We start from the raw sequence: 20,824 nt of genomic DNA, 5'->3' as shown, positions 1-20,824 counted from the left end.
AATCCGGAGCCTTCCCGTGCAACGACTGACCAAGCAGTACATCGACAACCAGTGGATCGAGAGCCAGGGGCAGCGCCGCCTGGCGGTGACCGATCCTTATCGCCAGCAACCGATTGCCGAGCTCACCGCCGGCGCCCCGGCCGACGTCGACGCCGCGGTGGCCGCCGCGCGTCGTGCGCTGCCCGCCTGGCAGGCGCTGGGCGGCGAACGCCGCGCCGACTACCTGGAAGCCTTCGCCGACGCCCTCGTCGAGCGCCGCGAGGCGCTGATGCGGCTGTCGGTGACCAACAACGGCAAGGCCCTGGCCGAGGCCGCCATCGACCTCGACGACGCCATCGCCTGCTACCGCTACTACGCCGGCCAGGCCCGGGCCCTGGAGGCCCGCCAGGGTCGCCTGGTCGAGCACGCCATGGACGGCATCGAGGCGCGCACCTACGAGGACCCGGCCGGCGTGGTCGGGCTGATCACGCCCTGGAACTTCCCGCTGGTGACCAGCGCCTGGAAGATCGCCCCGGCGCTGGCCGCCGGCTGCACGGTGGTGTTCAAGCCCTCCGAGGTCACCCCGCTGCCCGAACAGGCGGTGGCCGAGATCGCCGAGGCCATCGGCCTGCCGGCCGGGGTGCTCAACCTGGTGCACGGCGACGGCGAGGGCATCGGCGCGCCGCTCACCGCCCACCCCGGCATCGACAAGCTGTCCTTCACCGGCAGCAATGCGGTGGGCGAGAAGGTGATGCGTGCCGCCGCCGAGGGCACCCGCGGCGTGTCGCTGGAGCTCGGCGGCAAGTCGCCGATCCTGGTGCTCGACGACGCCGAGGTCGAGGCCGCCGCGGACTGGGTGATGGCCGGCATCTACTTCAACTCCGGGCAGATCTGCTCGGCGACCTCGCGGCTGATCGTGCACGAATCGCTGGCCGAGCCGCTGTACGCGGCGCTGGCCACGCGCATCGACGCCATCCGCCTGGGCGACCCGCTCGCCGACGACACCGACATGGGGCCCATGACCAGCGCCCGCCAGCGCCGGGCCGTGGAAGGCTACCTGGCCGTCGCCGCCGACGAAGGGCTGGTCGCGGTGCGCGACGCCCGCCACCGCGAGCTGCCCGCCCGAGGCGAGTTCGTCGCCCCGACCCTGTACCGCGACGTGCCCGTCGACAGCCGGCTGTGGAAGGAGGAGATCTTCGGCCCGGTGCTGTGCGCCCGCAGCGCCGCGAGCGACGACGAGGCAATCGCGCTGGCCAACGACAGCGCCTTCGGCCTGGCCGCCACCGTGATCTCTGGCAGCGCCGAGCGCGCACGTCGCGTCGGCCGCGCGCTGCGCGCCGGCAGCATCTGGGTCAACAGTGAGCAGTTGGTGATGCCGGAAGCCAGCTGGGGCGGCTTCGGCATCAGCGGCATCGGCCGCGAGCTCGGCCCCTGGGGACTGGCCGGCTACCTGGAGGTCAAGCACCTGATCGGCCCGGCGGACTGACGACCAGCGGGCAAACAGGGCAGCCGCCCCGGCCATTCGGCCGGGGCGGCATCGTTATCGGGCGCTTCACGACGGCTCGGAGCGCTGGCCGAATGGTCACGCCGGAGCCCCGTCGAAGGAGCCTAGGGCTTCTACACTGTCACAGGCATGCCATGTTCGACGTGACGCGCCAAGGCCCCTGTTCCCGACCGGCGCCAGGCGACAAGACGCTCAAAAGCGGGCACCCTGCGGGACCAGGAAACTCAGGAACAGGGAAGGAAGGCCGACATGGTCGACGTCCGCGTGACCCGTACCGCCCAGGTGCCCGACCCGCTGCGCGTCCAGCGCTACCAGAAGGCACCGGAGCTGGGCCCGAGGCTGCTGTTCTTCAGCGGCGGCTCCGCGCTGAACGGAATGTCGCGGCGCCTCCAGCACTACACCCACAACTCCATCCACCTGGTGACGCCCTTCGACTCCGGCGGCAGCTCCGCCAAGCTGCGTGAGGCCTTCGGCATGCCGGCCATCGGCGACCTGCGCAGCCGGCTGATGGCACTCGCCGACGACTCCATCCTCGGCCACCCGGAAGTCTACCGGCTGTTCACCCACCGCTTGCCGAAGAACGCGGACGCGGCCGTCCTGCAGGACACCCTCGACGCACTGGCGGCGGGACGCCACCCCCTGATCGATGCGATCCCTAGCCCCATGCGCCAGCTGACCTGCCACCAGCTCGGCTACTTTCGCGAGTCGATGCCTGAGGGCTTCGACCTGCGCGGCGCCAGCATCGGCAACCTGATCCTGGCCGGCGGCTACCTCAACAACCACCAGCAGCTCGACCCGATCATCTTCCTGTTCTCGAAGCTGGTGCACGTGCGCGGCACGGTTCGCGCCGTGGTCGACCAGGACTATCACCTGGCGGCCACCCTGGAGGACGGGCGGCGGGTACTGGGCCAGCATCGCATTACCGGCAAGGAGGTCGCCCCCCTGGCCACGCCCATCGCCGAGCTCGAGCTCTCGGCCGACCGCGATGCCCACGTTCCCGTGTCGGCGACGCTGCACGAGCAGAACCGCCGGCTGATCGCCGGCGCCGAGCTGATCTGTTATCCCCCGGGCAGTTTCTACTCCAGCCTGCTGGCCAACCTTCTGCCGCAAGGCGTCGGTCGGGCGATCCGCGCCAACCGCTGCCCCAAGGTCTTCATTCCCAACCCGAGCCCCGACCCGGAGCAGACCGGCATGAACCTGGAGCGCCAGGTCGCCGTGCTGCTCGACACCCTGCGCCGCGACGTCGGCGAAACCTGCCCCGCCCGGGAGCTGCTGGACTTCGTGCTCATCGACAGCGAGCGCGGCGACTACCCCGGCCGGCTGTCCGCCGACTTCCTGGCCGAGCGGGGCGTGACCCTGATCGACACCCGGCTGATCGACGAGGATGACGCCCCCCACTACGATCCTGATCTGCTGGTGACCGCCCTGCTGTCGCTGGTGTAGGCGCCTCGCTCGAGGGGCGCCCGGTCACGAGGACGCTAGTCGGTCTCGCCGAGGGCCTCGATGATGAAGGCCTCCATGGCCTGGGCCGCCGGCGACAGGCTGCGACGCCCAGGACGCAGCAGCCCCAGTTCCCGCTCGACCCGGGGATCCACCAGGGGGATGAAGCGCAGCCGCTCGTACTCCTCGGGGAAAGCCAGCCGTGGCAGGGTGGTGATGCCGATCCCGGCCACCAGCATGGCGGTCAGCGAGATCATGTTGGAGATGTCGAAGGCGCTCTCGGCCAGCAGCGGTTCGGCCTCAGTGCCCTCCAGCAGGCGCGAGGTGCCGTTGCGGATCAGCACTTGTCCCTGCAGCGCCTCCCAGCCTAGCGTCTCCCGTCCCGCCAGGGGGTGATCGTCCCGGCACACCACCCCCACGGCATCGCGCATCAGTGGCGTGAAGGCCAGGTCGTCGTCCCGCTGCCACAGGCTGGTGAGCCCCAGCTCGACCTCGCCGCCTGCCACCAGCCGTCGGACGAAGTCAGCGTTGCCGTCCTGCAGGCTGACACGCAGTTCGGGATAGCGAAGGATGAAGTCGTTCAGCAGGCGCGGCATCAGGCGACTGGCCACCGAGGGCACCGCGGCCATGTCGACGTGCCCCGCCTGCTTCTGGACCTGGGCCGCCAGCTCGCGGCTCAGGCGATCGTGGCGTGTGATCAGCTCGCGGAAGCGCGGCAGGCAGTAGGCCCCGAAGGGCGTGAGCGTGGCCTTCCCGCCCTTTTCGAACAGCGGTTCGCCCAGGCGCTGCTCGAGCTCCCGGACCGCCATGGACACCGCGGGCTGGGTGCGATGCAGCTGACGGGCCGCGGCATGGAAGCCCCCCGCGTCGACGATGGCCAGCACGCAGCGCAGCGGCTGGATCTTGAGCTCGGGCAGCACGGTCCCTCCTCGCCCCTGGACGGTAAGAAAGCCTGATCATTGAATCTTTTTTATTGATTATCCTTATCTTGGACCCTCGCCTAGCATGACGGCAACGTCATCAAGGAGGTTTCCATGTCCCACGTTCATTCCCTGTACATCGACGACGCCTGGGTCGAGGGCCAGGACAGCATCGCCAACCACAGCCCGTCGGATACCCGCGACCTGATCGGCCACTACGCCCAGGCCGGCGTCCACCAGGTCGGCGAGGCCATCGCCGCGGCCCACCGCGGCCTAGCCGAATGGCGCGACAGCGGCCTGGAGCAACGCTACGCCGTGCTGATGGCCATCGGCGACGAGCTGATCGCGCGCAAGGACGAGCTCGGCCGCCTGCTGGCGCGGGAAGAGGGCAAGGCTCTGGCCGAGGGCGTCGGCGAGGTCTACCGCTCCGGCCAGTTCTTCCATTACTACGCCGCCGAGGTGCTGCGCCAGATCGACGAGCGGGTCGACTCCGTGCGTCCCGGCGTCGAGGTCGACACCCGTCGCGAGCCGGTGGGCGTGGTCGGCATCATCAGCCCCTGGAACTTCCCGATGGCCACCGCGGTGTGGAAGATCGCCCCGGCACTGGCCTTCGGCAACGCGGTGATCTTCAAGCCGGCCAACCTGGTGCCGGCCAGCGCCTGGGCGCTGACCGAGATCATCAGCCGCCAGGCGCTGCCCGCCGGCACCTTCAACCTGCTGATGGGCCCGGGATCGAGCGTCGGCGACGCGCTCATCTCGAGCCCCGAGATCCAGGCGCTGAGCTTCACCGGCTCGCTGGACGTAGGCCGCCGCGTGGCCGCCGCCACCGCCGGCAACCTGGTCAGGTGCCAACTGGAGATGGGCTCCAAGAACGCCCTGATCGTCGCCGACGACGCCGACCTTGACCTGGCCGTGGAGGCCGCCTTCGCCGGCGCCTACTCCGGCACCGGCCAGAAGTGCACCGCCTCCTCGCGCCTCATCGTCACCGAAGCCGTCCACGATGCCTTCGTCGACAAGCTGATCGCCAAGCTGAAGACGGTCCGGGTCGGCCATGCCCTGGAGGAGGGCGTGCACATCGGCCCCGCCGTGGATGCCCGCCAGCTGGCGTCCAACCTGGCCTGGGTCGAGCGCGCGACAGCCGACGGCGCCACCCTGGCCTTCGGCGGCGAGCGGCTCGAGCGCGATACCAAGGGTTTCTTCATGGCCCCGACGCTGTTCGTCGACACCACCAACGACATGGCCATCAACCGCGAGGAGGTCTTCGGGCCGATCGCCTGCGTGATCCGGGTCCGCGACTACGAGGAGGCCATCGCCACCCTCAACGACACCAACTTCGGCCTCACCGCGGGCATCATCACCGATTCCCTGAAGCTCGCCAGCGACTTCAAGGCCCGTGCCGAAACCGGCTGCGTGATGGTCAACCTGGCCACCGCCGGCACCGACTACCACGTGCCCTTCGGCGGCCGCAAGGATTCCAGCTTCGGCCCCCGGGAGCAGGGACGCTACGCCCGCGAATTCTACACCGTGGTCAAGACCTGCTATGTCAAAGCCCACTGAGTCAAAGCCTGAGGAGCGCGCCATGTCACAGGAAATGCTGATCGTCGACGGCCTGCAGTACTCCAACTGGTCGCGGGAGATCTTCGAGCAGATGCGCGAGGGAGGCGTCGACGCCGTACACGCCACCCTGGTCTATCACGAGAACACCCGCGAGACCCTGTCGCGCCTGGGCGAGTGGAATCGCCGCTTCGAGGCCCATGGCGACCTGATCATGCCGGTGCGCGTGCCGGGCGACATCGAGCGCGCCCGCCGGGCCGGCAAGGTGGGCATCTTCCTCGGCGCGCAGAACTGCTCGCCCATCGAGGACGACATCGACATGGTCGCGGTAATGCGCGACCTGGGCCTGTTGATCATGCAGCTGACCTACAACAACCAGAGCCTGCTGGCGTGTGGCTGCTACGAAAGCGAGGACAGCGGCATCACCCGCTTCGGTCGCCAGGTGATTCGTGAAATGAACCGGGTGGGCATGGTCATCGACATGTCGCACAGCGCCGAGCGCTCGACGCTGGAAACGGTAGAGCTCTCCGAGCGGCCGGTGATCATCTCTCACGCCAATCCGGCCTCCTTCCACCCCGCCAAGCGCAACAAGTCCAACCGGGTGCTGGCGGCGATCGCCGAGTCCGGTGGCTTGCTGGGCTTTTCGGCCTACCCCTTCCACCTCAGGAACGGCCCGGACTGCTCCCTCGAGGACTACTGCGACATGATCGCCCGCACCGCCGACCTGATGGGCATCGAGCACATCGGCATCGGCACCGACCTGTGCCAGGCGCAGCCGACCGCGGTGCTCGACTGGATGCGCAACGGCCGCTGGTCCAAGGAAATGGATTATGGCGAGGGCAACGCCAGCAACGCCGGCTGGCCGCGCCCGCTCGCCTGGCTGCGCGACAGCCGCGACTTCCCCAACCTGGTCGCGGGGCTGCGCCAACGCGGCTTCGACGAGGCCTCGGTCGCCCGCATCATGGGCCGCAACTGGGTCGAGCTGCTGGAGCGCGCCGCCGTGCCGACCCCGGCCGAGGAGGCCGTCGCCTGACCCGTCCGCGCGTCGCGCACCGCACAAGAACAACGGCCCGCCAGGGTCACAGCAAAGGCCAACGTAATGACACAACATCACGCCACTCCCCACGCCGCACCGGCGCCGCGCGAGCATCGCCTGGGCGACCCGGTCGTCCTGACGCTCAGCGTCGGTTTCATCCTGCTGTTCGTCGCCCTGTCGCTGTATGACGTCGACATGGTGGCCGACGCCATTGGCGCTGGCTTCGCCTGGACCGCCGCCACGCTAGGCTCCTACTTCCAGCTGCTGCTGTTGCTGACCTTCTTCATCGCCATCGGCGTGGCCATCTCGCCGGCCGCCAGCGCACGGATCGGCAACCTCTCGACGCCCGAGATCGGCACCTTCAAGTGGCTGTCGATCATCATGTGCACCCTACTGGCCGGGGGCGGCGTGTTCTTCGCCGCCGGCGAACCGGTCTATCATTTCGTGGTCACCCCACCGGCCTTCGACACCGAGCCCGGGACGCCCGAGGCGATCGCCGGCGCCCTGGCGCAGTCCTTCATGCACTGGGGTTTCCTGGCCTGGGCGGTGCTCGGCTCTCTGACCGCGGTGGTGCTGGCCCATGCCCACTACGACAAGGGCCAGCCGTTGCAGCCGCGCACCCTGCTGTATCCAGTGCTCGGCGAGCGGATCATGGCGGGTACCTTCGGCGGCGTGGTCGACGCCCTGTGCGTGATCGCCGTGGTCGCCGGCACCGTCGGGCCGATCGGCTTCCTCGCCACCCAGGTGAGCTTCGGCCTACACGAGCTGTTCGGCGTCTCCGAGGGCTACGGCACCCAGTTGGTGATCCTGGTAGCACTCGCCGCCGTCTACGTCACCTCGGCGGTGACCGGCATCCATCGCGGCATCCAGTGGCTGAGTCGCTTCAACGTGATCCTGGCACTGGCCATCGCCGCGGTGATCTTCGTGTTCGGCCCGACGCTGTTCCTGACCAACGCCTTCACCCAGGGCTTCGGCGAATACCTGACGGCCTTCTTTCCCATGGCCACCATGACCGCCGAAACCGCGCCGGCCTGGTGGATGCAGTGGTGGACGGTGTTCTTCTTCGCCTGGTTCATCGGCTACGGGCCGCTGATGGCGATCTTCGTGGCGCGCATCTCGCGCGGCCGCAGCATCCGCCAGATGATCCTGGCCGTGGCGGTGATGGCTCCCGTCGCCACCACCGTCTGGTTCACCCTGCTGGGCGGCTCGGGCATCCACTACCAGCTGACCGGCGCCATCGACCTGTCCGCCGCGCTGCAGGACTTCCAGTTCGACGTCGCCACCCTGACCGTGGCCCAGGCACTGCCGGGCGGGCCGGTGATGGCGCTGGCCATCCTGCTGCTGACCACCATCTTCGTGGCCACCACCGGAGACTCCATGAGCTACGCCATCGCCGTGGTGGGCTCCGGTCACGACCGGCCCAGCACCCTGGTGCGTGCCTTCTGGGGCATCGCCATGGCGTTGATGGCGGGCATCCTGCTGTACATGGGCGCCGGCCAGATCAGCGTGCTGCAACAGTTCATTGTGCTCACCGCCATCCCGGTGTCGCTGGTGCTGCTACCTTCGCTGTGGACCGGCCCCCAGGCGGCCATCGCCATGGCGCGGGAGCAAGGGCTATCCACCCGTCGCGCGACGGAGACTGACCATGGTTGAGTACCGTGACGCGATGGCTGCCGCGGTGCCACTGCGCACCGCTGGCGAGGCCATGGACCTGGAACGGCTGGGCAGCCTGCCGGCCAGCCGCCTGAGCTTCGTGCGCAGCCTGGTCCGCCAGATGGCCCGCCAGCGCTGGCAGATCAGCCGCACCCGCTTCGAGCTGGATGCCCAGGGGCACGGCATCGCCATCTATCGACTGCAGACACCCCGCGGCCGCTATCACGGCGTGATCTTCTCCCAGCACCTGGACGACGACCAGCGCTCCGACCGGGTGATCGCCCAGGCCTGGGACGTGACCTTCGGGGTGGTCGAGGGTGACGTCGACGACGCCCTGCTCGAGCAAATGGCCGCCAACGTGCCGTTGCAAGAGGCCGGGCGCCAGCATCCGCGGCTGCTGGTGCTGTCCCGGGCCAACCGCAGCCTGCGCAACTTCGCCCACTTCGTCGAGGCGCTGGCCGCCGGCGACCAGCCAGACCCGGCCCGGCTGACCCGGGTCGGCTACCTCTACCGGACCACCGCGGTCTACGGCAACGGCAAGTTCGGCATCGCCGACTTCGTACGCCTGCAGGATAACCCCGATTTCCACCGCCCCTTCTCGGCCCAGATGCTGGCGGTGTACCTGCTGCGCCACTTCTCTATCGAGCAGGTGGAGCACATCGCCCGCGGCCAGGCCCCCGACACCGCTGCGCCCCTGACCACCGAGCTGCGCCGCTACCTGGGCATCGGCAACTCCACCGGGCTCGGCATGGCCCCCTTCCTGATCAATCATCCCCAGTTGATCCAGCAATGGGTGTCCTGCCGGGAAACCGCGCTGGCCCTGGCGCTGGGCCAGGTGCCCGACGAGGGAAGCCGCTGGCGACTGATCGCCCTGACCCGGCGCGCCATGCACCACCTGGCCCAAACGGTCACCGAGGACGCCGACCAGGGCGAGCGCAACGCCGCCAGCGTGGCGGCCCTGCCCGAAGTGATCGCTTGGCTCGAGGAGATGCCGCTGGAGGAGGATCTCTGGCAACAGCTGGCGGCCTGGAGCGCCCGCACCCTGCCGCTGGAGGCCCAGGAGCTGATCAACGCCCTGCTGATCGAGCTCTACCCCGAGCGGGTCGACCTGCTGGAGGACCGCATGGGCACCGAGGAACGCCTGGAGCTGACGCCGGACATGCCGCTGGTGCGCCTCAAGCAACTGATCGAGACCCATTACGACTGGGCCCTGGCCGAGGACTTCGAGCGCCCCGAGGCCCGCCACTGGTTCTGGTATCGCTCCGCCGAAAAGGAAGAACCCCGGCTGGGCGTGCGCGGGGTCGAGCCCGGGGCCAAGAAGGAGCTGCCGCTGGCCATCGCGCCCCGGGTCCACCATACCCACGGCGTGCTCAGCGACTTCCTCGAGGCCAATCCCCGCGCCCTGGTGGTGGAGTTCCTGATCGCCCATCCGCGTCACAAGGATATCGTGCGACGCATCCAGTCCATGGCCGAGACACCCTACGGGGAGATTCGCGCCAACCTCTGGCACCGGGACATGAAGCCCATGCACCTGCTGCGCACCAAGCTGTCGTTCTTCGGCGCCGGGCGCTTCGACCCCAAGTCGGATCGTTGGGTGCGCATCACCCTCTTCCAGGGCGCGCCGCTGGTGGAGGAACTCAATGCCGAGCCCCGGGACCTGGCCGCGGTCGATGACTGGAGCTTCCCGCTGGAGCCCGAGGGCATCACGCACCCCCAACGCCAAGGGGCGGGAGAGACATCATGAAGGCGTCCTACAACGAGCTGCAGGGCCTGTGCCGCAAGGCCTTCATCGGCATGGGCTTCGAGGAGGGTGATGCCGCGGACGCCGCCGACATGGTCGCCTGGATGCAGTGCTTCGAACTGGGCGGGCTGGCCGCCCTCAACCGCGGCCTGGACTTCCTCCTCGCGGACGACCCCGACGAGCTGCCAAGCGTGCTCTATCAGGACGGCGACCTGGCGGTGGTCGACGGCCACGGCCAGAGCGTGCTGCGCAGCTCGACCCTGGCCCTGGAGCTCGGCTTCGCCAAGGCCCGGGCCCGCGGCCTGGCGGTGATCAAGATCCGCCACTGCCACAATCGCCAGCTGATCATGGGCTACCTGGCCCGGCTGGCGGGACGCGGCATGAACGTCACCGCCTTCTGGCGCAACGCCCAGCAGCCGCTGACCGAGCAGGTCGTCGGCTTCCGCGCCAACAGCCCGGTGCCGGAGATCCGCGTCTACGCGGTCCAGGAAGTCCCGGAGGAAAACGAGCCCAACGACGCCATCACCCTGGTGATGGCCAACCACGTCGACCTGCTGCCGGCGATGCGCTCGGACTTCCGCTACGACCTGCTGGCGCGCCACGACGAGTCGGACCTGCTGGCCTGCCGCCACCGTTCCCTGGCGGAGGGCATCGAGGTCGACGAAACCGTCTGGGAGCGCCTCAAGCAACTCGCGGCCCGCATGCTGGTGGAGGCCTCCGAGGCGTCCCGAGAGGGGGCCGGAGCCGGCACCAACGACAACGACTGAAACGAGGCATTTGCCATGAACCATCCCGTCAGCACCGACCTTTTCGCCTCCAAGGCGCCCCTGGAATGGGCCGTGGTCGGCAACGGCATCCTGTTCACCGCCCAGATTCCCATCGGTACGGACGGCCAGGTGGTCGAGGGCGGCATCGAGGCCCAGACCCGCCAGACCCTGGACAACCTCTGCCACACCCTGGAGCGAGCCGGCGCCGGCCCGGACGCCCTCACCCAGGTACTGATCTACGTCACCGCCCGGGAGGACCTGGCCACCGTCAACCGCGTCTACGCCGAGTACGTGCACGCACCCTACCCCAACCGGGCCGCCCTCATCGTCTCCGGCTTCGCCCGGGAAGAGATGCTCGTCGAGATGGTGGCCTACGCCGCCGTCTCCCCGGATGCGGCCTGAGCGCCACCCGCTACACCCCGGCCGGCCAGGCGCTTCCGGCGAACCGCCGTAGCCACGTCACCTCCCCGTCACACGAACCTCGCCGCGCGGGTTGGGGCCTGACATCGACACGACATCAGGCCCCGGCATCGTGCCATGACACCGACACGACGTCCTCACTGAACGCTCCTGCCCGTACGCCTCGGGCGTCCCCCTCCCTCCCGCTGCTGCTCCCTCCCCTCGACCGTCACGGCCTCGGCTGCCCCGATCCATCGGCGGTGTCGACGACTCTGTGCCTCGGCGCCGGGCATGACAAGAACACGCGCGAAAAAGTTTGACCAAAAGGTAAAAAATGGCCTAGGTTATTTTTTACCAACTGGTAAAACGGCATCGCCGTCACGCCAGACCCGATACGACGAGCGCACAACAACAACAGGAGGCGCCGATCATCATGCTGACCCGCCAGCAAGCCGTGGCGCTGGAGAAGGCGTCCAACGGCGAATTCGAGTCCCTGAGCCAGGCGGCCGCCGCACGCCGCGACGCGCACTGGGGCCACACCCTGACCTATTCGCGCAAGGTCTTCGTCCCGCTGACCACCATGTGTCGCGACGACTGCGGCTACTGCACCTTCGTGCAGAAGCCGGGCACCCCAGGCGCCCGGATCATGACCCCTGACGAGGTCATGGCGGTGGTGCGCGAAGGCGAGCGACTGGGCTGCAAGGAGGTGCTGTTCAGCCTCGGCGAGAAGCCGGAGCGCCGCTACCCCGAGGCCCGGGAGGCGCTGGCACGGCTCGGCCACCGCAGCATGACCGACTACCTGGTCGAGATGTGCGACCGCGTGCTGCGCGAGAGCGAGCTGCTGCCCCACGTCAACGCCGGCACCCTGGACGACGACGAGATCGCCCGACTGAAGCCGGTCAGCGTCAGCATGGGCATGATGCTCGAGAACGTCAGCCGTCGGCTGCTGCAGCGCGGCCAGGCGCATTTCGCCTGCCCCGACAAGGTGCCCGTCCAGCGCCTGCGCACCCTGGAGCGGGCCGGCCGACACGGCGTGCCCTTCACCACCGGCATCCTGATCGGCATCGGCGAGACCTGGGCCGAGCGCGTCGACAGCCTGCTGGCCATCAACGACCTGCACCGTCGCTACGGCCATGTGCAGGAGGTCATCGTCCAGAACTTCCGCGCCAAGCCTGGCACCGCCATGGCCGGCCACCCGGAGCCGAGCCTCGACGACATGGTCCGCACCCTGGTGCTGGCCCGTCTGCTGCTGGATCCCGAGATCAGCCTGCAGGCGCCCCCCAACCTGGAGGCACGCTTCGCCGCCTACCTCGACGCCGGCATCAACGATTGGGGCGGCATCTCGCCGGTGACCGTCGATCACATCAACCCCGAGCGCGCCTGGCCGCAGATCGATGCCCTGCGCCGGGCGACCGAGCGCTGCGGCTACGGCCTGGCCGAGCGCCTGGCGGTCTATCCCCGCTACCTGCGGCGCCCCGAGCGCTTTCTCAGCGCCCCCCTCGCCTCCCGACTGGCCGGCATCGCCCGCAACGACGGCCTGGCCCTGGCCCAGTGCGTCTAGGCCCTTGCCCCGCGAACAGGAGAATCCCCATGACCCCGACCACGACCCTTCGCTCTCCCCTGTTGCCCGATGAGCTCTATCACCCCGATGTGGGGCAGCCGGTGCGCCGGCTGCTGACGGAGGTGCTGAACGGCCACGAACTCGGCGAGGCCGAGGCCACCACCCTGTTCAGCGCGGAGGGCGCCGAGCTGGACGCCCTGACCGCCACCGCCGACGAGCTGCGCCGCCGCCGCGTCGGCGACGACGCCACCTTCGTCGTCACCCGCAACATCAACTACACCAACGTCTGCTACATGGGCTGCCGGTTCTGCAACTTCGCCAAGCGCAAGGACGATCCCGAGGCCGAGTTCTTCGACCTCGACGAGATTACCCGTCGCGCCCAGGAAGCCTGGGACCGTGGCGCCACCGAGGTGTGCATCCAGGGCGGGCTGCACCCGAGCATCCCGGGCCACTTCTATCGGGACATCCTCAAGGCCATCAAGGGCGTGCTGCCGGACATGCACATCCATGCCTTCTCGCCCTTCGAGATCTGGTTCGGCGCCCGCAAGAGCCGGATGTCCCATCGCGACTTCCTCCGCGACCTGATCGACAACGGCCTGGGGTCCATGCCCGGCACCGCCGCGGAGATCCTCGACACCGAGATCCGCCAGCAGCTGACCCGCGACAAGCTCACCACCGAACAATGGGTCGAGATCATCACCGCCGCCCATGAGCAGGGCCTGCCCACCACCGCGACCATCATGTACGGGCACATCGACGGGCCCGAGCACTGGGCCGCCCACCTGGCGCTGCTGCGCGATATCCAGAAGCGCACCGGCGGCTTCACCGAGTTCGTGCCGCTGGGCTTCATCCACTACAAGACGCCGCTGTTCCTGGAGCACGAGGGCGTGCGACCGGGGCCGACCCGGCTCGAGCACATCCGCATGCACGCCGTGGCGCGGCTGATGCTCGACGGCTGGATCGACAACATCCAGGCCTCCTGGGTGAAGCTGGGGCCCGACCTGGCGCGCCAGATGCTGGCGGCCGGCGTCAACGACCTGGGCGGCACGCTGATGAACGAGAGCATCTCCCGCGCCGCCGGCGGCCAGCACGGCCAGGAGATGCTGCCCGACGACATGGCGCGCATGATCCGCGAGATGGGCCGGCGCCCGGTCCGCCGCAACACCCTCTACGGGCACGTCGAGGCGTTCGACGCCCCGCTCGCCGAGCCGCGCCTCGCCGGAGGCCTGGCATGAGCGCGCCGGTGCCGCGCATCACCCTGCTGGCCGGCGGCGTAGGCGGTGCCAAGCTCGCCGAGGGGCTGGCGGCGGTCTGCCCCCCGCAGCGGCTGTCGATCATCGGCAACGTCGCCGACGATCAGGAGTTCCATGGCCTCTGGGTATCACCGGACATCGATACCCTGACCTACAGCCTGGCTGGCCTGATCGACCGCCAGCAGGGCTGGGGGCTGGCGGGGGAAAGCCATCGGCTGCTCGAGGGCCTCGCCACACTCGGCTGCGAGACCTGGATGTCTCTCGGCGACCGCGACCTGGCCACCCATGTGCTGCGCACCCAGCTGCGCCGCCAGGGCATGCGCCCCAGCGACATCGCCCGGCACATCGCCACCGCCCTCGGCGTGGAGGTCGAGCTGCTGCTGCCCACCGACGACCGCCTCCAGACCCGCATTCGCACGCCCGAGGGCTGGCTGGCCTTCCAGGAATACTTCGTGCGCGAGCGCTGCCGCCCGGACGTGTTGCAGGTGCGCCTGGACGGCGTGGAAACGGCCCGTCCGACGCCCGAGGCCCTGGCCGCCATCGCCGACGCCGACCTGCTGCTGATCGCTCCCAGCAACCCGGTGGTCAGCATCGCTCCCATCCTGGCGGTGCCCGGCATCCGCGAGGCGATCGAGGCCTCCCCGGCCCCCTGCCTCGCCGTCTCGCCGCTGATCGGCGGGCGCACGGTCAAGGGGCCGGCGGACCGCATGCTGGTCGCCGCCGGCCGGGAGTGCAGCAACCTCGGCGTGGCCGACGGCTATGCCCCGTGGCTCGACGGCCTGATGATCGACCACGCGGACGCCGCGGATCGCGACCACCTCGAGGCCCGAGGATTGCGGGTCGCCACGACCCGCACCCTGATGGCCGACGCCGCCGACAAGGCGCGTCTCGCCGGCGAGCTGCTGGCCTTCGCCGAGACGCTCCACGGGGAGGCACTGGCATGCCCGTGAATCCCCTCATCGTCATCCCGGTCAAGGACTTCGGCGTGGCCAAGAGCCGCCTGGCCGGTGTCCTGCCGGCGGGCCGGCGTGCGGCCCTGGCCCGGCGCCTGTGCGAGCGCACCCTGCGCTTCTGCCGCCGGCGTCTGCCGGATCACGACCTGCTGGTGGTCACCGCCTCGCCGGCCATCGCCGCTCTGGCCCGCCGCCATGGCGCCCGAGTACTCGAGGAGCCGCGTGCCGCCGGGCTCAGCGTCGCCGCCCGGCGGGCCGCGGCCTGGAGCCGCCGCCACGGCTATACGGCCCAGTTGGTGATTCCGGCGGACATCGCCCGGCTGGACGAGGGCGAGATCCGGCACCTGCTGGCGGCGCGCCCCGCCGGGGCGGGCGTGGTGATCTGCCCGGCCAGCGATGGCGGTACCAATGCCCTGCTCACCTCGCCGCCCGATGCGCTGCCGTTCCGCTTCGGCGAGCGCTCCAGCGAGGCCCACCGCGAATCGGCCCGGCGCCTCGGCCTGCCCTGCCGGGTGATCGAGCTCGAGCACCTGCGCTTCGATCTCGACACCCCGGACGACCTGGGCGCCCTCGATGCCCTCATCCAACGACAAGGCGGCGACACGCCGCAGGAGCTGACCCGGCTATGGAACCTGTGCTCGAACCGACCCGCCATGACGCCCGAAGCGGCCTGGCTGACGATGCCGTGACGCCTCAAGGCGGCGTCGACCTGCGCGTCCTGGCGGGCCTGCCCGACATTCGGCCTGGCGACGACCTGGCCGCGATCCTCATCGAGTCGCTGCGTCGGCAGGACCTGACGCCCAGGGACGGCGACATCCTGGTGATCGCCCACAAGGTGGTCTCCAAGGCGGAGGGGCGGGTCGTCGCCCTGGCGGACGTCACCCCTGGCGACGAGGCCCGGGAACTGGCCGAGCGCATCGACAAGGACCCGCGCAAGGTCGAGGCGATCCTGCGCGAGTCGACCCGGGTGGTGCGGGCGGTCAAGCGCCCCGACCAGCGCGAGGGCACGCTGATCGCCGAGCACCGCCTGGGCTTCATCTGCGCCAACGCCGCGGTGGACGAATCCAACGTCGGCGCCGCGGACACCATCATCCTGCTGCCGGAGGACCCCGACCTCAGCGCCCGGCGCCTCGGCGAGCGCCTCGAGGCCGCCTTCGGGGTGCGCCTGGGCATCGTCGTCACCGACACCTTCGGTCGCCCCTGGCGCATGGGCCTGGTCAACGTGGCCATCGGCCTGTCCCGGGTACCGGCCCGCGTCGACCTGGTCGGCGAACGTGACGCCTTCGGTCGCGAGCTGTCGGTGACCATGCCGGCCCTGGCCGACGAGCTGGCCGCGGCCTCGGGCCTGCTGATGGGCAAGCGCGACAAGACGCCGGTGGTGCTGTTCCGCGGCGTCGACTGGCAACCCTGCGACAGTTCGGCGAGCGAACTGATCCGCCCCCAACAAGAGGACCTGTTCCGATGAGCATTGCAATCCTAGGCGGTACCGGCCCCCAGGGCCGCGGCCTGGCCCTGCGACTGGCCCGCGCCGGCACGCCGGTGGTGATCGGCTCCCGTGACGCCGGCCGCGCCCGGGCGGCCGCCGACGAGCTCAACGCCCGGCTCGAGAACGCGGCCGCCATCGGCGGCGACGACCTGCGCGGCGCCGTGGCGGCCGCCGACGAGATGGTCATCCTGGCGGTGCCCTATGCGGCCCACGACGCCACCCTGGAGGCGATCCGCGACCTGCTCCCCGGCAAGATCCTGGTCGATATCGTGGTGCCGCTGGCCGACGGCGATCCCAAGCGGGTCGACATGCCGGCGGCGGGCTCCGCCACCGAGGCGGCCCAGGCCCTGCTCGGCGACGCCGTCCCGGTGGTCGGCGCGCTGCACAACGTCTCGGCCGTGACCCTCAACGACCTGGATCACCCGATCAACTGCGACGTGCTGGTCTGCGGCAATGACCTGGCGGCCAAGGAGAAGGTGATCGAGCTGGTCCGCCGGCTCGACGTGGCCGCCTACAACGCCGGCCCGGCCGTCAACGCCCGCTGCATCGAGGCCATCACCCCGATCCTGATCCGCCTCAACATCTCCAAGAAGGTCCCCTTCACCCATGCGGGGCTGCGTATCTGGGCGCCCGGCGCCTGACGCCCCTGCCGTCGATAGACCGCCAACAATCACAACAGGCAAGGAGAAAGACGATGGAATTCGGTATCTGTTTCAAGGGCTTCGTCAGCCCCGATCGCGCCCGCAACCTGGTCAAGCAGGCCGAGGAAGCCGGCTTCGACTACTGCTGGTTCTACGACTCGCACATCCTGTGGCGCGAGTGCTACCCGGCCATCGCCATGTGCATGGAACACACCACCCGGATGCGCTTCGCCCCCTGCGTGACCAACCCCAATGCCCGCGACTGGTCGCTGGCCGCCAGCCTGTTCGCCAGCCTGGCCAAGCAGAGCGGCGGACGCTTCGACATCGGCCTGGGCCGCGGCGACAGCTCGGTGCGGGTGATGGGCAAGAAGCCCGCCCCGCTGGCGCGGGTGGCCGAGTTCACCCACAAGGTGAAGGCCATGGTGCGCGGCGAGGAGGTGATCTACGGCGAGTGCCCGGAACCGGTCAAGTTCCCCTGGGCCGACGGCTACGAACTGCCCGTGCATATCGGCGCCTACGGTCCCAAGGCGCTCAAGACCGCCGGCGAGGTGGGCGATGGGGTGATCCTGCAGATCGGCGATCCCTACCTGGTGGAATGGCTGGCCGGCCAGGCCACCGCCGCGGGCCAGGAGGCGGGACGCGACATGGCCGACTACAAGGTGATCGTCGCCGCCCCGGCCTATTTCGGCGACAAGGCCAGCTGCATCGAGTCCACCAAGTGGTTCCCGGCCATGGTCGGCAACCACGTGGCCGATATCGTCGAGAAGTACGGCACCGACAGCGGCCTGGTGCCCAAGAGCCTCACCGACTACATCGAGAAGCGCAAGGGCTACGACTACTCCAAGCATGGCCAGAGCGACAACCCCTACCTCGACTTCATCACCCCCGAGATCGTCGAGAGCTTCTGCGTGCTGGGCCAGCCCGAGGACCACGTCACCAAGCTCAATCACCTCAAGGAAGCGGGCATGACCCACTTCAACATCTATCTGGATAACGGCGACGAGGAAAACATCATCGCCCAGTACGGCGAGCACATCATCCCGCGCTTCCGCGACTGATCCGGGGGGCCGGCGACGCGTCGCCGGCGCTTCCCTTTCCCACGACACGCTACGACGCCGCAGGGCCAGCCTCTCACCGGGCCGGGCACGCCCTGGGGAGAGGCACCCCTGCGCCCTGTGCACGGCAATAGGCCATTCGAACCACGTTTTCACGAGGCACCGACCATGCAAGACATCCGCACCAACCAGCAACGCCTGTGGGACAGCCTGATGGAGATGGGCGAGATCGGCGGCACCGAGAAGGGCGGCTGCTGCCGCCTGGCGCTGACCGACCTCGACAAGCAGGGACGCGATCTCTTCGTGCGCTGGTGCGAGGAAGCCGGCTGCACGATCACCGTCGACAGGATGGGCAACATCTTCGCCCGCCGCGCCGGCCAGGACGACTCGCTGCCGCCAGTGGTGATGGGCAGCCATCTGGACACCCAGCCCACCGGCGGCAAGTTCGACGGCGTGTATGGCGTGCTCGCCGGACTCGAGGTGATCCGCACCCTCAACGACCACGGCATCGAGACACGGGCCCCCATCGAAGCCTCGGTGTGGACCAACGAGGAGGGCTCGCGCTTCCCGCCGGCCATGGTGTCGTCGGGCGTCTTCGCCGGGGCGTTCGACCTGGAATACGGCCTCAGCCGCGCCGACCTGGACGGCAAGACCATGGGCGAGGAGCTGGCCCGCATCGGCTATGCCGGCAGCGCGGAAGTCGGCGGCCGCCCGTTCAAGGCCTTCTTCGAGGCGCATATCGAGCAGGGCCCGATCCTCGAGGCGGAGGGCAAGCGGATCGGCGTGGTGACCGATGCCCAGGGCCAGCGCTGGTACGAGATCACCCTCACCGGCCAGGAGTCCCACGCCGGCCCGACGCCCATGCCGACCCGTCGCGACGCCCTGGTGGGGGCCGCCCGCATCGTCGACCTGGTCAACCGCATCGGCATGGAGCACCAGCCCAATGCCTGCGCCACGGTCGGCCTGATGCAGGTATTTCCCAACTCGCGCAACGTCATTCCCGGCCAGGTGTTCTTCACCGTGGACTTCCGCCACCCGGATGCCGAAGTCCTCGCGCGCATGGACCAGGCATTGCAGGAGGGCGCCCGGCGCATCGTCGAGGACCAGCGCCTCGAGATGGACTTCGAGCAGATCTGGTACTCGCCGCCGGTGCCCTTCGACCGCGACTGCGTGGCCTCGGTCCGCCAGGCCACCGAGTCGCTGGGCCTCAGCCATCGGGAGATGGTCAGCGGCGCCGGCCACGACGCCTGCTACATCTCGCGGGTCGCGCCCACCTCGATGATCTTCGTGCCCTGCGAGGACGGCATCAGCCACAACGAGGCCGAGCGCGCCGCCCCGGCCGATCTGGCCGCCGGCTGCGATGTCCTGTTCAAGGCGGTGCTGGAACGCGCCAACGACTGACGAGTCCCTCCGGACCCAGGAGATTCACCATGCGCATATCGATCATGCGGGAGCGCTCCCCCGGCGAAGCCAGGGTGGCGCTGACCCCCGCGAATGTCTCGACGCTGGCCGGCCTCGGCTGCCAGGTCTGCGTGGAGACCGGCGCCGGCGACGCCGCCGGCTTTTCCAACGCCGCCTATCGCGAGGCGGGCGCCGAGATCCTCGAGACCCGTACCCAGCTGCTTGAGCGCGGCGAGATCGTGCTCTGCGTCGATGCCTCACGAGAGGACAGCCTGGCCGACCTCCAGGACGGCCAGGTCGGCATCGGCCTGATGGATCCGCTCGGCCACTGCGAGCGCTTCACGGCCCTCGCCGAACGCGGCATCACCACCCTGGCGCTGGAGCTGGTGCCCCGCATCAGCCGCGCCCAGAGCATGGACGCCCTGTCTTCCATCGCCACCCTGGCCGGCTACAAGGCCGTGCTGCTGGCCGCCGCCCAGGCGCCGCGCCTGTTCCCGATGATGATGACCGCCGCCGGCACCCTGAACCCGTCACGGGTGTTCATCATGGGTGCCGGGGTCGCCGGACTGCAGGCCGCCGCCACGGCCAAGCGGCTGGGCGCCGTGGTCGAGGCCTACGACGTGCGCCCGGCGGCCCGGGAGCAGATCCTCTCGGTGGGCGCCAAGCCGGTCGAGCTGGACCTGGACACCTCGGCCGCCGAGGGCAAGGGCGGCTACGCCAGCGAGCAGGACGACGCCTTCCTCGCCCGCCAGCGCGAGCAGATGGGCGCCGTGCTGGCCCAGCAGGACGTGGTGATCACCACCGCGGCGATCCCCGGGGCCACGGCGCCGGTGCTGATCACCGAGGACATGGTCAAGGGCATGAAGCCCGGGGCAGTGATCGTCGACCTGGCCGCCGAGCGCGGCGGCAACTGTGCGCTGACCCGGGCCGGCGAGACGCTGCAGGCCTACGGGGTCACCATCCTCGGCCCCGCCAACATCGCCGCCACCCTGCCCCACCACGCCAGCCAGATGTACGGCCGCAACCTGGAGAACCTGCTGCGCCTGCTGCTCGATGACGACGGGCGGCTTCAGTTGGACTTCGAGGACGAGATCGTCGCCGAGACCGTCGTCACTCATGCCGGCGAGGTTCGCGCCGCCCGTATTCGCGAACGCCTCGCCCCCGCCCCGGCCGCCCGGGAGGAGATCGCCTGATGGATATCCTGATCCTGCAGTTCTCGCTGTTCGTGCTGGCCGTGATCCTGGGGGTCGAACTGATCACCAAGGTCCCGGCCACCCTGCACACCCCGCTGATGTCGGGCAGCAATGCCATTTCCGGCATCACCCTGGTCGGCGCCCTGCTGGCCGCCGGTTCCGGCGACGCCAGCAGCCTGTGGGTCTCGGTGCTGGGCCTGGTGGCCGTCACCCTGGCCACCATCAACGTGGTGGGCGGCTTCCTGGTTACCAACCGCATGCTGCGCATGTTCCAGCGGAGGGGATGAG

General features: G+C 69.6%; 19 protein-coding genes. 18 read left to right on the top strand and 1 reads right to left on the bottom strand.

Annotated elements, in window-relative coordinates; all coding sequences use genetic code 11:
• Window positions 1-16: 16 nt before the first annotated feature.
• Together FHR96_RS12475 and FHR96_RS12470 are read left to right on the top strand one after the other, a co-directional pair.
• Entirely contained in the window at window positions 17-1,465 is a 1,449-nt protein-coding gene (locus FHR96_RS12475) for an aldehyde dehydrogenase family protein (protein ID WP_183388020.1), read from the top strand.
• A 267-nt stretch (window positions 1,466-1,732) separates the two neighbouring features.
• Complete coding sequence (locus tag FHR96_RS12470) at window positions 1,733-2,926, top strand: GAK system CofD-like protein (RefSeq protein ID WP_183388019.1); 1,194 nt, start codon at window positions 1,733-1,735, stop codon at window positions 2,924-2,926.
• A gap of 35 nt (window positions 2,927-2,961) precedes the next feature.
• Here FHR96_RS12470 and FHR96_RS12465 read toward each other — a convergent pair whose 3' ends face one another.
• Window positions 2,962-3,843 (bottom strand): LysR substrate-binding domain-containing protein, encoded by an 882-nt coding sequence (locus FHR96_RS12465; RefSeq protein ID WP_183388018.1) that lies wholly within the window; start codon window positions 3,841-3,843, stop codon window positions 2,962-2,964.
• A 114-nt stretch (window positions 3,844-3,957) separates the two neighbouring features.
• Between FHR96_RS12465 and FHR96_RS12460 the strand changes: the two genes are divergently transcribed.
• The 16 genes from FHR96_RS12460 (at window position 3,958) to FHR96_RS12385 (ending at window position 20,823) form a co-directional block, all read left to right on the top strand.
• Window positions 3,958-5,400, top strand: coding sequence for an aldehyde dehydrogenase family protein (locus FHR96_RS12460; RefSeq protein ID WP_183388017.1), 1,443 nt, complete (start codon window positions 3,958-3,960; stop codon window positions 5,398-5,400).
• 22 nt (window positions 5,401-5,422) lie between these two features.
• Window positions 5,423-6,430 carry a dipeptidase gene (locus FHR96_RS12455; RefSeq protein WP_183388016.1) on the top strand — a complete coding sequence of 336 codons (1,008 nt, stop codon included), beginning with the start codon at window positions 5,423-5,425 and terminating at the stop codon, window positions 6,428-6,430.
• Between the two features lie 66 nt (window positions 6,431-6,496).
• Entirely contained in the window at window positions 6,497-8,086 is a 1,590-nt protein-coding gene (locus tag FHR96_RS12450; RefSeq protein WP_183388015.1) for a BCCT family transporter, read from the top strand.
• Complete coding sequence (locus FHR96_RS12445; RefSeq protein ID WP_183388014.1) at window positions 8,079-9,830, top strand: hypothetical protein; 1,752 nt, start codon at window positions 8,079-8,081, stop codon at window positions 9,828-9,830. Before FHR96_RS12450 ends, FHR96_RS12445 begins: the two co-directional genes overlap by 8 nt.
• A complete protein-coding gene (locus FHR96_RS12440) occupies window positions 9,827-10,594 on the top strand; it encodes a DUF3726 domain-containing protein (RefSeq protein WP_183388013.1) in 768 nt (255 codons plus the stop codon). The genes FHR96_RS12445 and FHR96_RS12440 overlap by 4 nt, the downstream gene beginning before the upstream one ends.
• Window positions 10,595-10,609: 15 nt before the next feature.
• The gene (locus tag FHR96_RS12435) at window positions 10,610-10,996 is read left to right on the top strand and encodes a RidA family protein (protein ID WP_183388012.1); all 387 of its coding nucleotides are present in this window, start codon (window positions 10,610-10,612) and stop codon (window positions 10,994-10,996) included.
• Between the two features lie 430 nt (window positions 10,997-11,426).
• Complete coding sequence (gene cofG, locus FHR96_RS12430) at window positions 11,427-12,554, top strand: 7,8-didemethyl-8-hydroxy-5-deazariboflavin synthase CofG (RefSeq protein WP_183388011.1); 1,128 nt, start codon at window positions 11,427-11,429, stop codon at window positions 12,552-12,554.
• Window positions 12,555-12,583: 29 nt separating this feature from the next.
• On the top strand, window positions 12,584-13,789 hold the full coding sequence (gene cofH, locus FHR96_RS12425) for a 5-amino-6-(D-ribitylamino)uracil--L-tyrosine 4-hydroxyphenyl transferase CofH (protein ID WP_183388010.1): 1,206 nt from the start codon (window positions 12,584-12,586) through the stop codon (window positions 13,787-13,789).
• On the top strand, window positions 13,786-14,757 hold the full coding sequence (cofD, locus tag FHR96_RS12420) for a 2-phospho-L-lactate transferase (protein WP_183388009.1): 972 nt from the start codon (window positions 13,786-13,788) through the stop codon (window positions 14,755-14,757). The genes cofH and cofD overlap by 4 nt, the downstream gene beginning before the upstream one ends.
• Entirely contained in the window at window positions 14,748-15,449 is a 702-nt protein-coding gene (cofC, locus tag FHR96_RS12415) for a 2-phospho-L-lactate guanylyltransferase (protein WP_183388008.1), read from the top strand. Before cofD ends, cofC begins: the two co-directional genes overlap by 10 nt.
• Window positions 15,386-16,225: a coenzyme F420-0:L-glutamate ligase gene (cofE, locus tag FHR96_RS12410; RefSeq protein ID WP_183388007.1), complete on the top strand. Its 840-nt coding sequence runs from the start codon at window positions 15,386-15,388 to the stop codon at window positions 16,223-16,225. Before cofC ends, cofE begins: the two co-directional genes overlap by 64 nt.
• A complete protein-coding gene (gene npdG, locus FHR96_RS12405) occupies window positions 16,222-16,887 on the top strand; it encodes an NADPH-dependent F420 reductase (protein ID WP_183388006.1) in 666 nt (221 codons plus the stop codon). Before cofE ends, npdG begins: the two co-directional genes overlap by 4 nt.
• Window positions 16,888-16,940: 53 nt before the next feature.
• Window positions 16,941-17,945, top strand: a complete 1,005-nt coding sequence (locus FHR96_RS12400) for a TIGR03842 family LLM class F420-dependent oxidoreductase (RefSeq protein WP_183388005.1) — start codon at window positions 16,941-16,943, stop codon at window positions 17,943-17,945.
• A gap of 165 nt (window positions 17,946-18,110) precedes the next feature.
• Window positions 18,111-19,343, top strand: a complete 1,233-nt coding sequence (locus tag FHR96_RS12395; protein WP_183388004.1) for a Zn-dependent hydrolase — start codon at window positions 18,111-18,113, stop codon at window positions 19,341-19,343.
• A gap of 29 nt (window positions 19,344-19,372) precedes the next feature.
• Window positions 19,373-20,536: a Re/Si-specific NAD(P)(+) transhydrogenase subunit alpha gene (locus tag FHR96_RS12390; RefSeq protein ID WP_183388003.1), complete on the top strand. Its 1,164-nt coding sequence runs from the start codon at window positions 19,373-19,375 to the stop codon at window positions 20,534-20,536.
• Window positions 20,536-20,823, top strand: coding sequence for an NAD(P) transhydrogenase subunit alpha part 2 (locus FHR96_RS12385; protein ID WP_183388002.1), 288 nt, complete (start codon window positions 20,536-20,538; stop codon window positions 20,821-20,823). Before FHR96_RS12390 ends, FHR96_RS12385 begins: the two co-directional genes overlap by 1 nt.
• Window position 20,824 lies beyond the last annotated feature (1 nt).

It is taken from the genome of Halomonas organivorans (genome assembly GCF_014192055.1).
GTDB lineage: Bacteria > Pseudomonadota > Gammaproteobacteria > Pseudomonadales > Halomonadaceae > Halomonas > Halomonas organivorans.
The sequence above is the reverse complement of the archived record's forward strand: the minus strand, read 5'-3'. Positions and strand labels throughout refer to the sequence as shown.

Coding starts and splice junctions, on each gene's coding strand:
- cofE (WP_183388007.1), top strand. CDS start 15,386: ATGGAACCTGTGCTCGAACCGACCCGCCATGACGCCCGAAGCGGCCTG.
- FHR96_RS12400 (WP_183388005.1), top strand. CDS start 16,941: ATGGAATTCGGTATCTGTTTCAAGGGCTTCGTCAGCCCCGATCGCGCC.
- FHR96_RS12385 (WP_183388002.1), top strand. CDS start 20,536: ATGGATATCCTGATCCTGCAGTTCTCGCTGTTCGTGCTGGCCGTGATC.
- FHR96_RS12390 (WP_183388003.1), top strand. CDS start 19,373: ATGCGCATATCGATCATGCGGGAGCGCTCCCCCGGCGAAGCCAGGGTG.
- FHR96_RS12450 (WP_183388015.1), top strand. CDS start 6,497: ATGACACAACATCACGCCACTCCCCACGCCGCACCGGCGCCGCGCGAG.
- FHR96_RS12470 (WP_183388019.1), top strand. CDS start 1,733: ATGGTCGACGTCCGCGTGACCCGTACCGCCCAGGTGCCCGACCCGCTG.
- cofC (WP_183388008.1), top strand. CDS start 14,748: ATGCCCGTGAATCCCCTCATCGTCATCCCGGTCAAGGACTTCGGCGTG.
- npdG (WP_183388006.1), top strand. CDS start 16,222: ATGAGCATTGCAATCCTAGGCGGTACCGGCCCCCAGGGCCGCGGCCTG.
- FHR96_RS12440 (WP_183388013.1), top strand. CDS start 9,827: ATGAAGGCGTCCTACAACGAGCTGCAGGGCCTGTGCCGCAAGGCCTTC.
- FHR96_RS12445 (WP_183388014.1), top strand. CDS start 8,079: ATGGTTGAGTACCGTGACGCGATGGCTGCCGCGGTGCCACTGCGCACC.
- FHR96_RS12395 (WP_183388004.1), top strand. CDS start 18,111: ATGCAAGACATCCGCACCAACCAGCAACGCCTGTGGGACAGCCTGATG.
- cofH (WP_183388010.1), top strand. CDS start 12,584: ATGACCCCGACCACGACCCTTCGCTCTCCCCTGTTGCCCGATGAGCTC.
- FHR96_RS12455 (WP_183388016.1), top strand. CDS start 5,423: ATGTCACAGGAAATGCTGATCGTCGACGGCCTGCAGTACTCCAACTGG.
- FHR96_RS12435 (WP_183388012.1), top strand. CDS start 10,610: ATGAACCATCCCGTCAGCACCGACCTTTTCGCCTCCAAGGCGCCCCTG.
- cofG (WP_183388011.1), top strand. CDS start 11,427: ATGCTGACCCGCCAGCAAGCCGTGGCGCTGGAGAAGGCGTCCAACGGC.
- cofD (WP_183388009.1), top strand. CDS start 13,786: ATGAGCGCGCCGGTGCCGCGCATCACCCTGCTGGCCGGCGGCGTAGGC.
- FHR96_RS12460 (WP_183388017.1), top strand. CDS start 3,958: ATGTCCCACGTTCATTCCCTGTACATCGACGACGCCTGGGTCGAGGGC.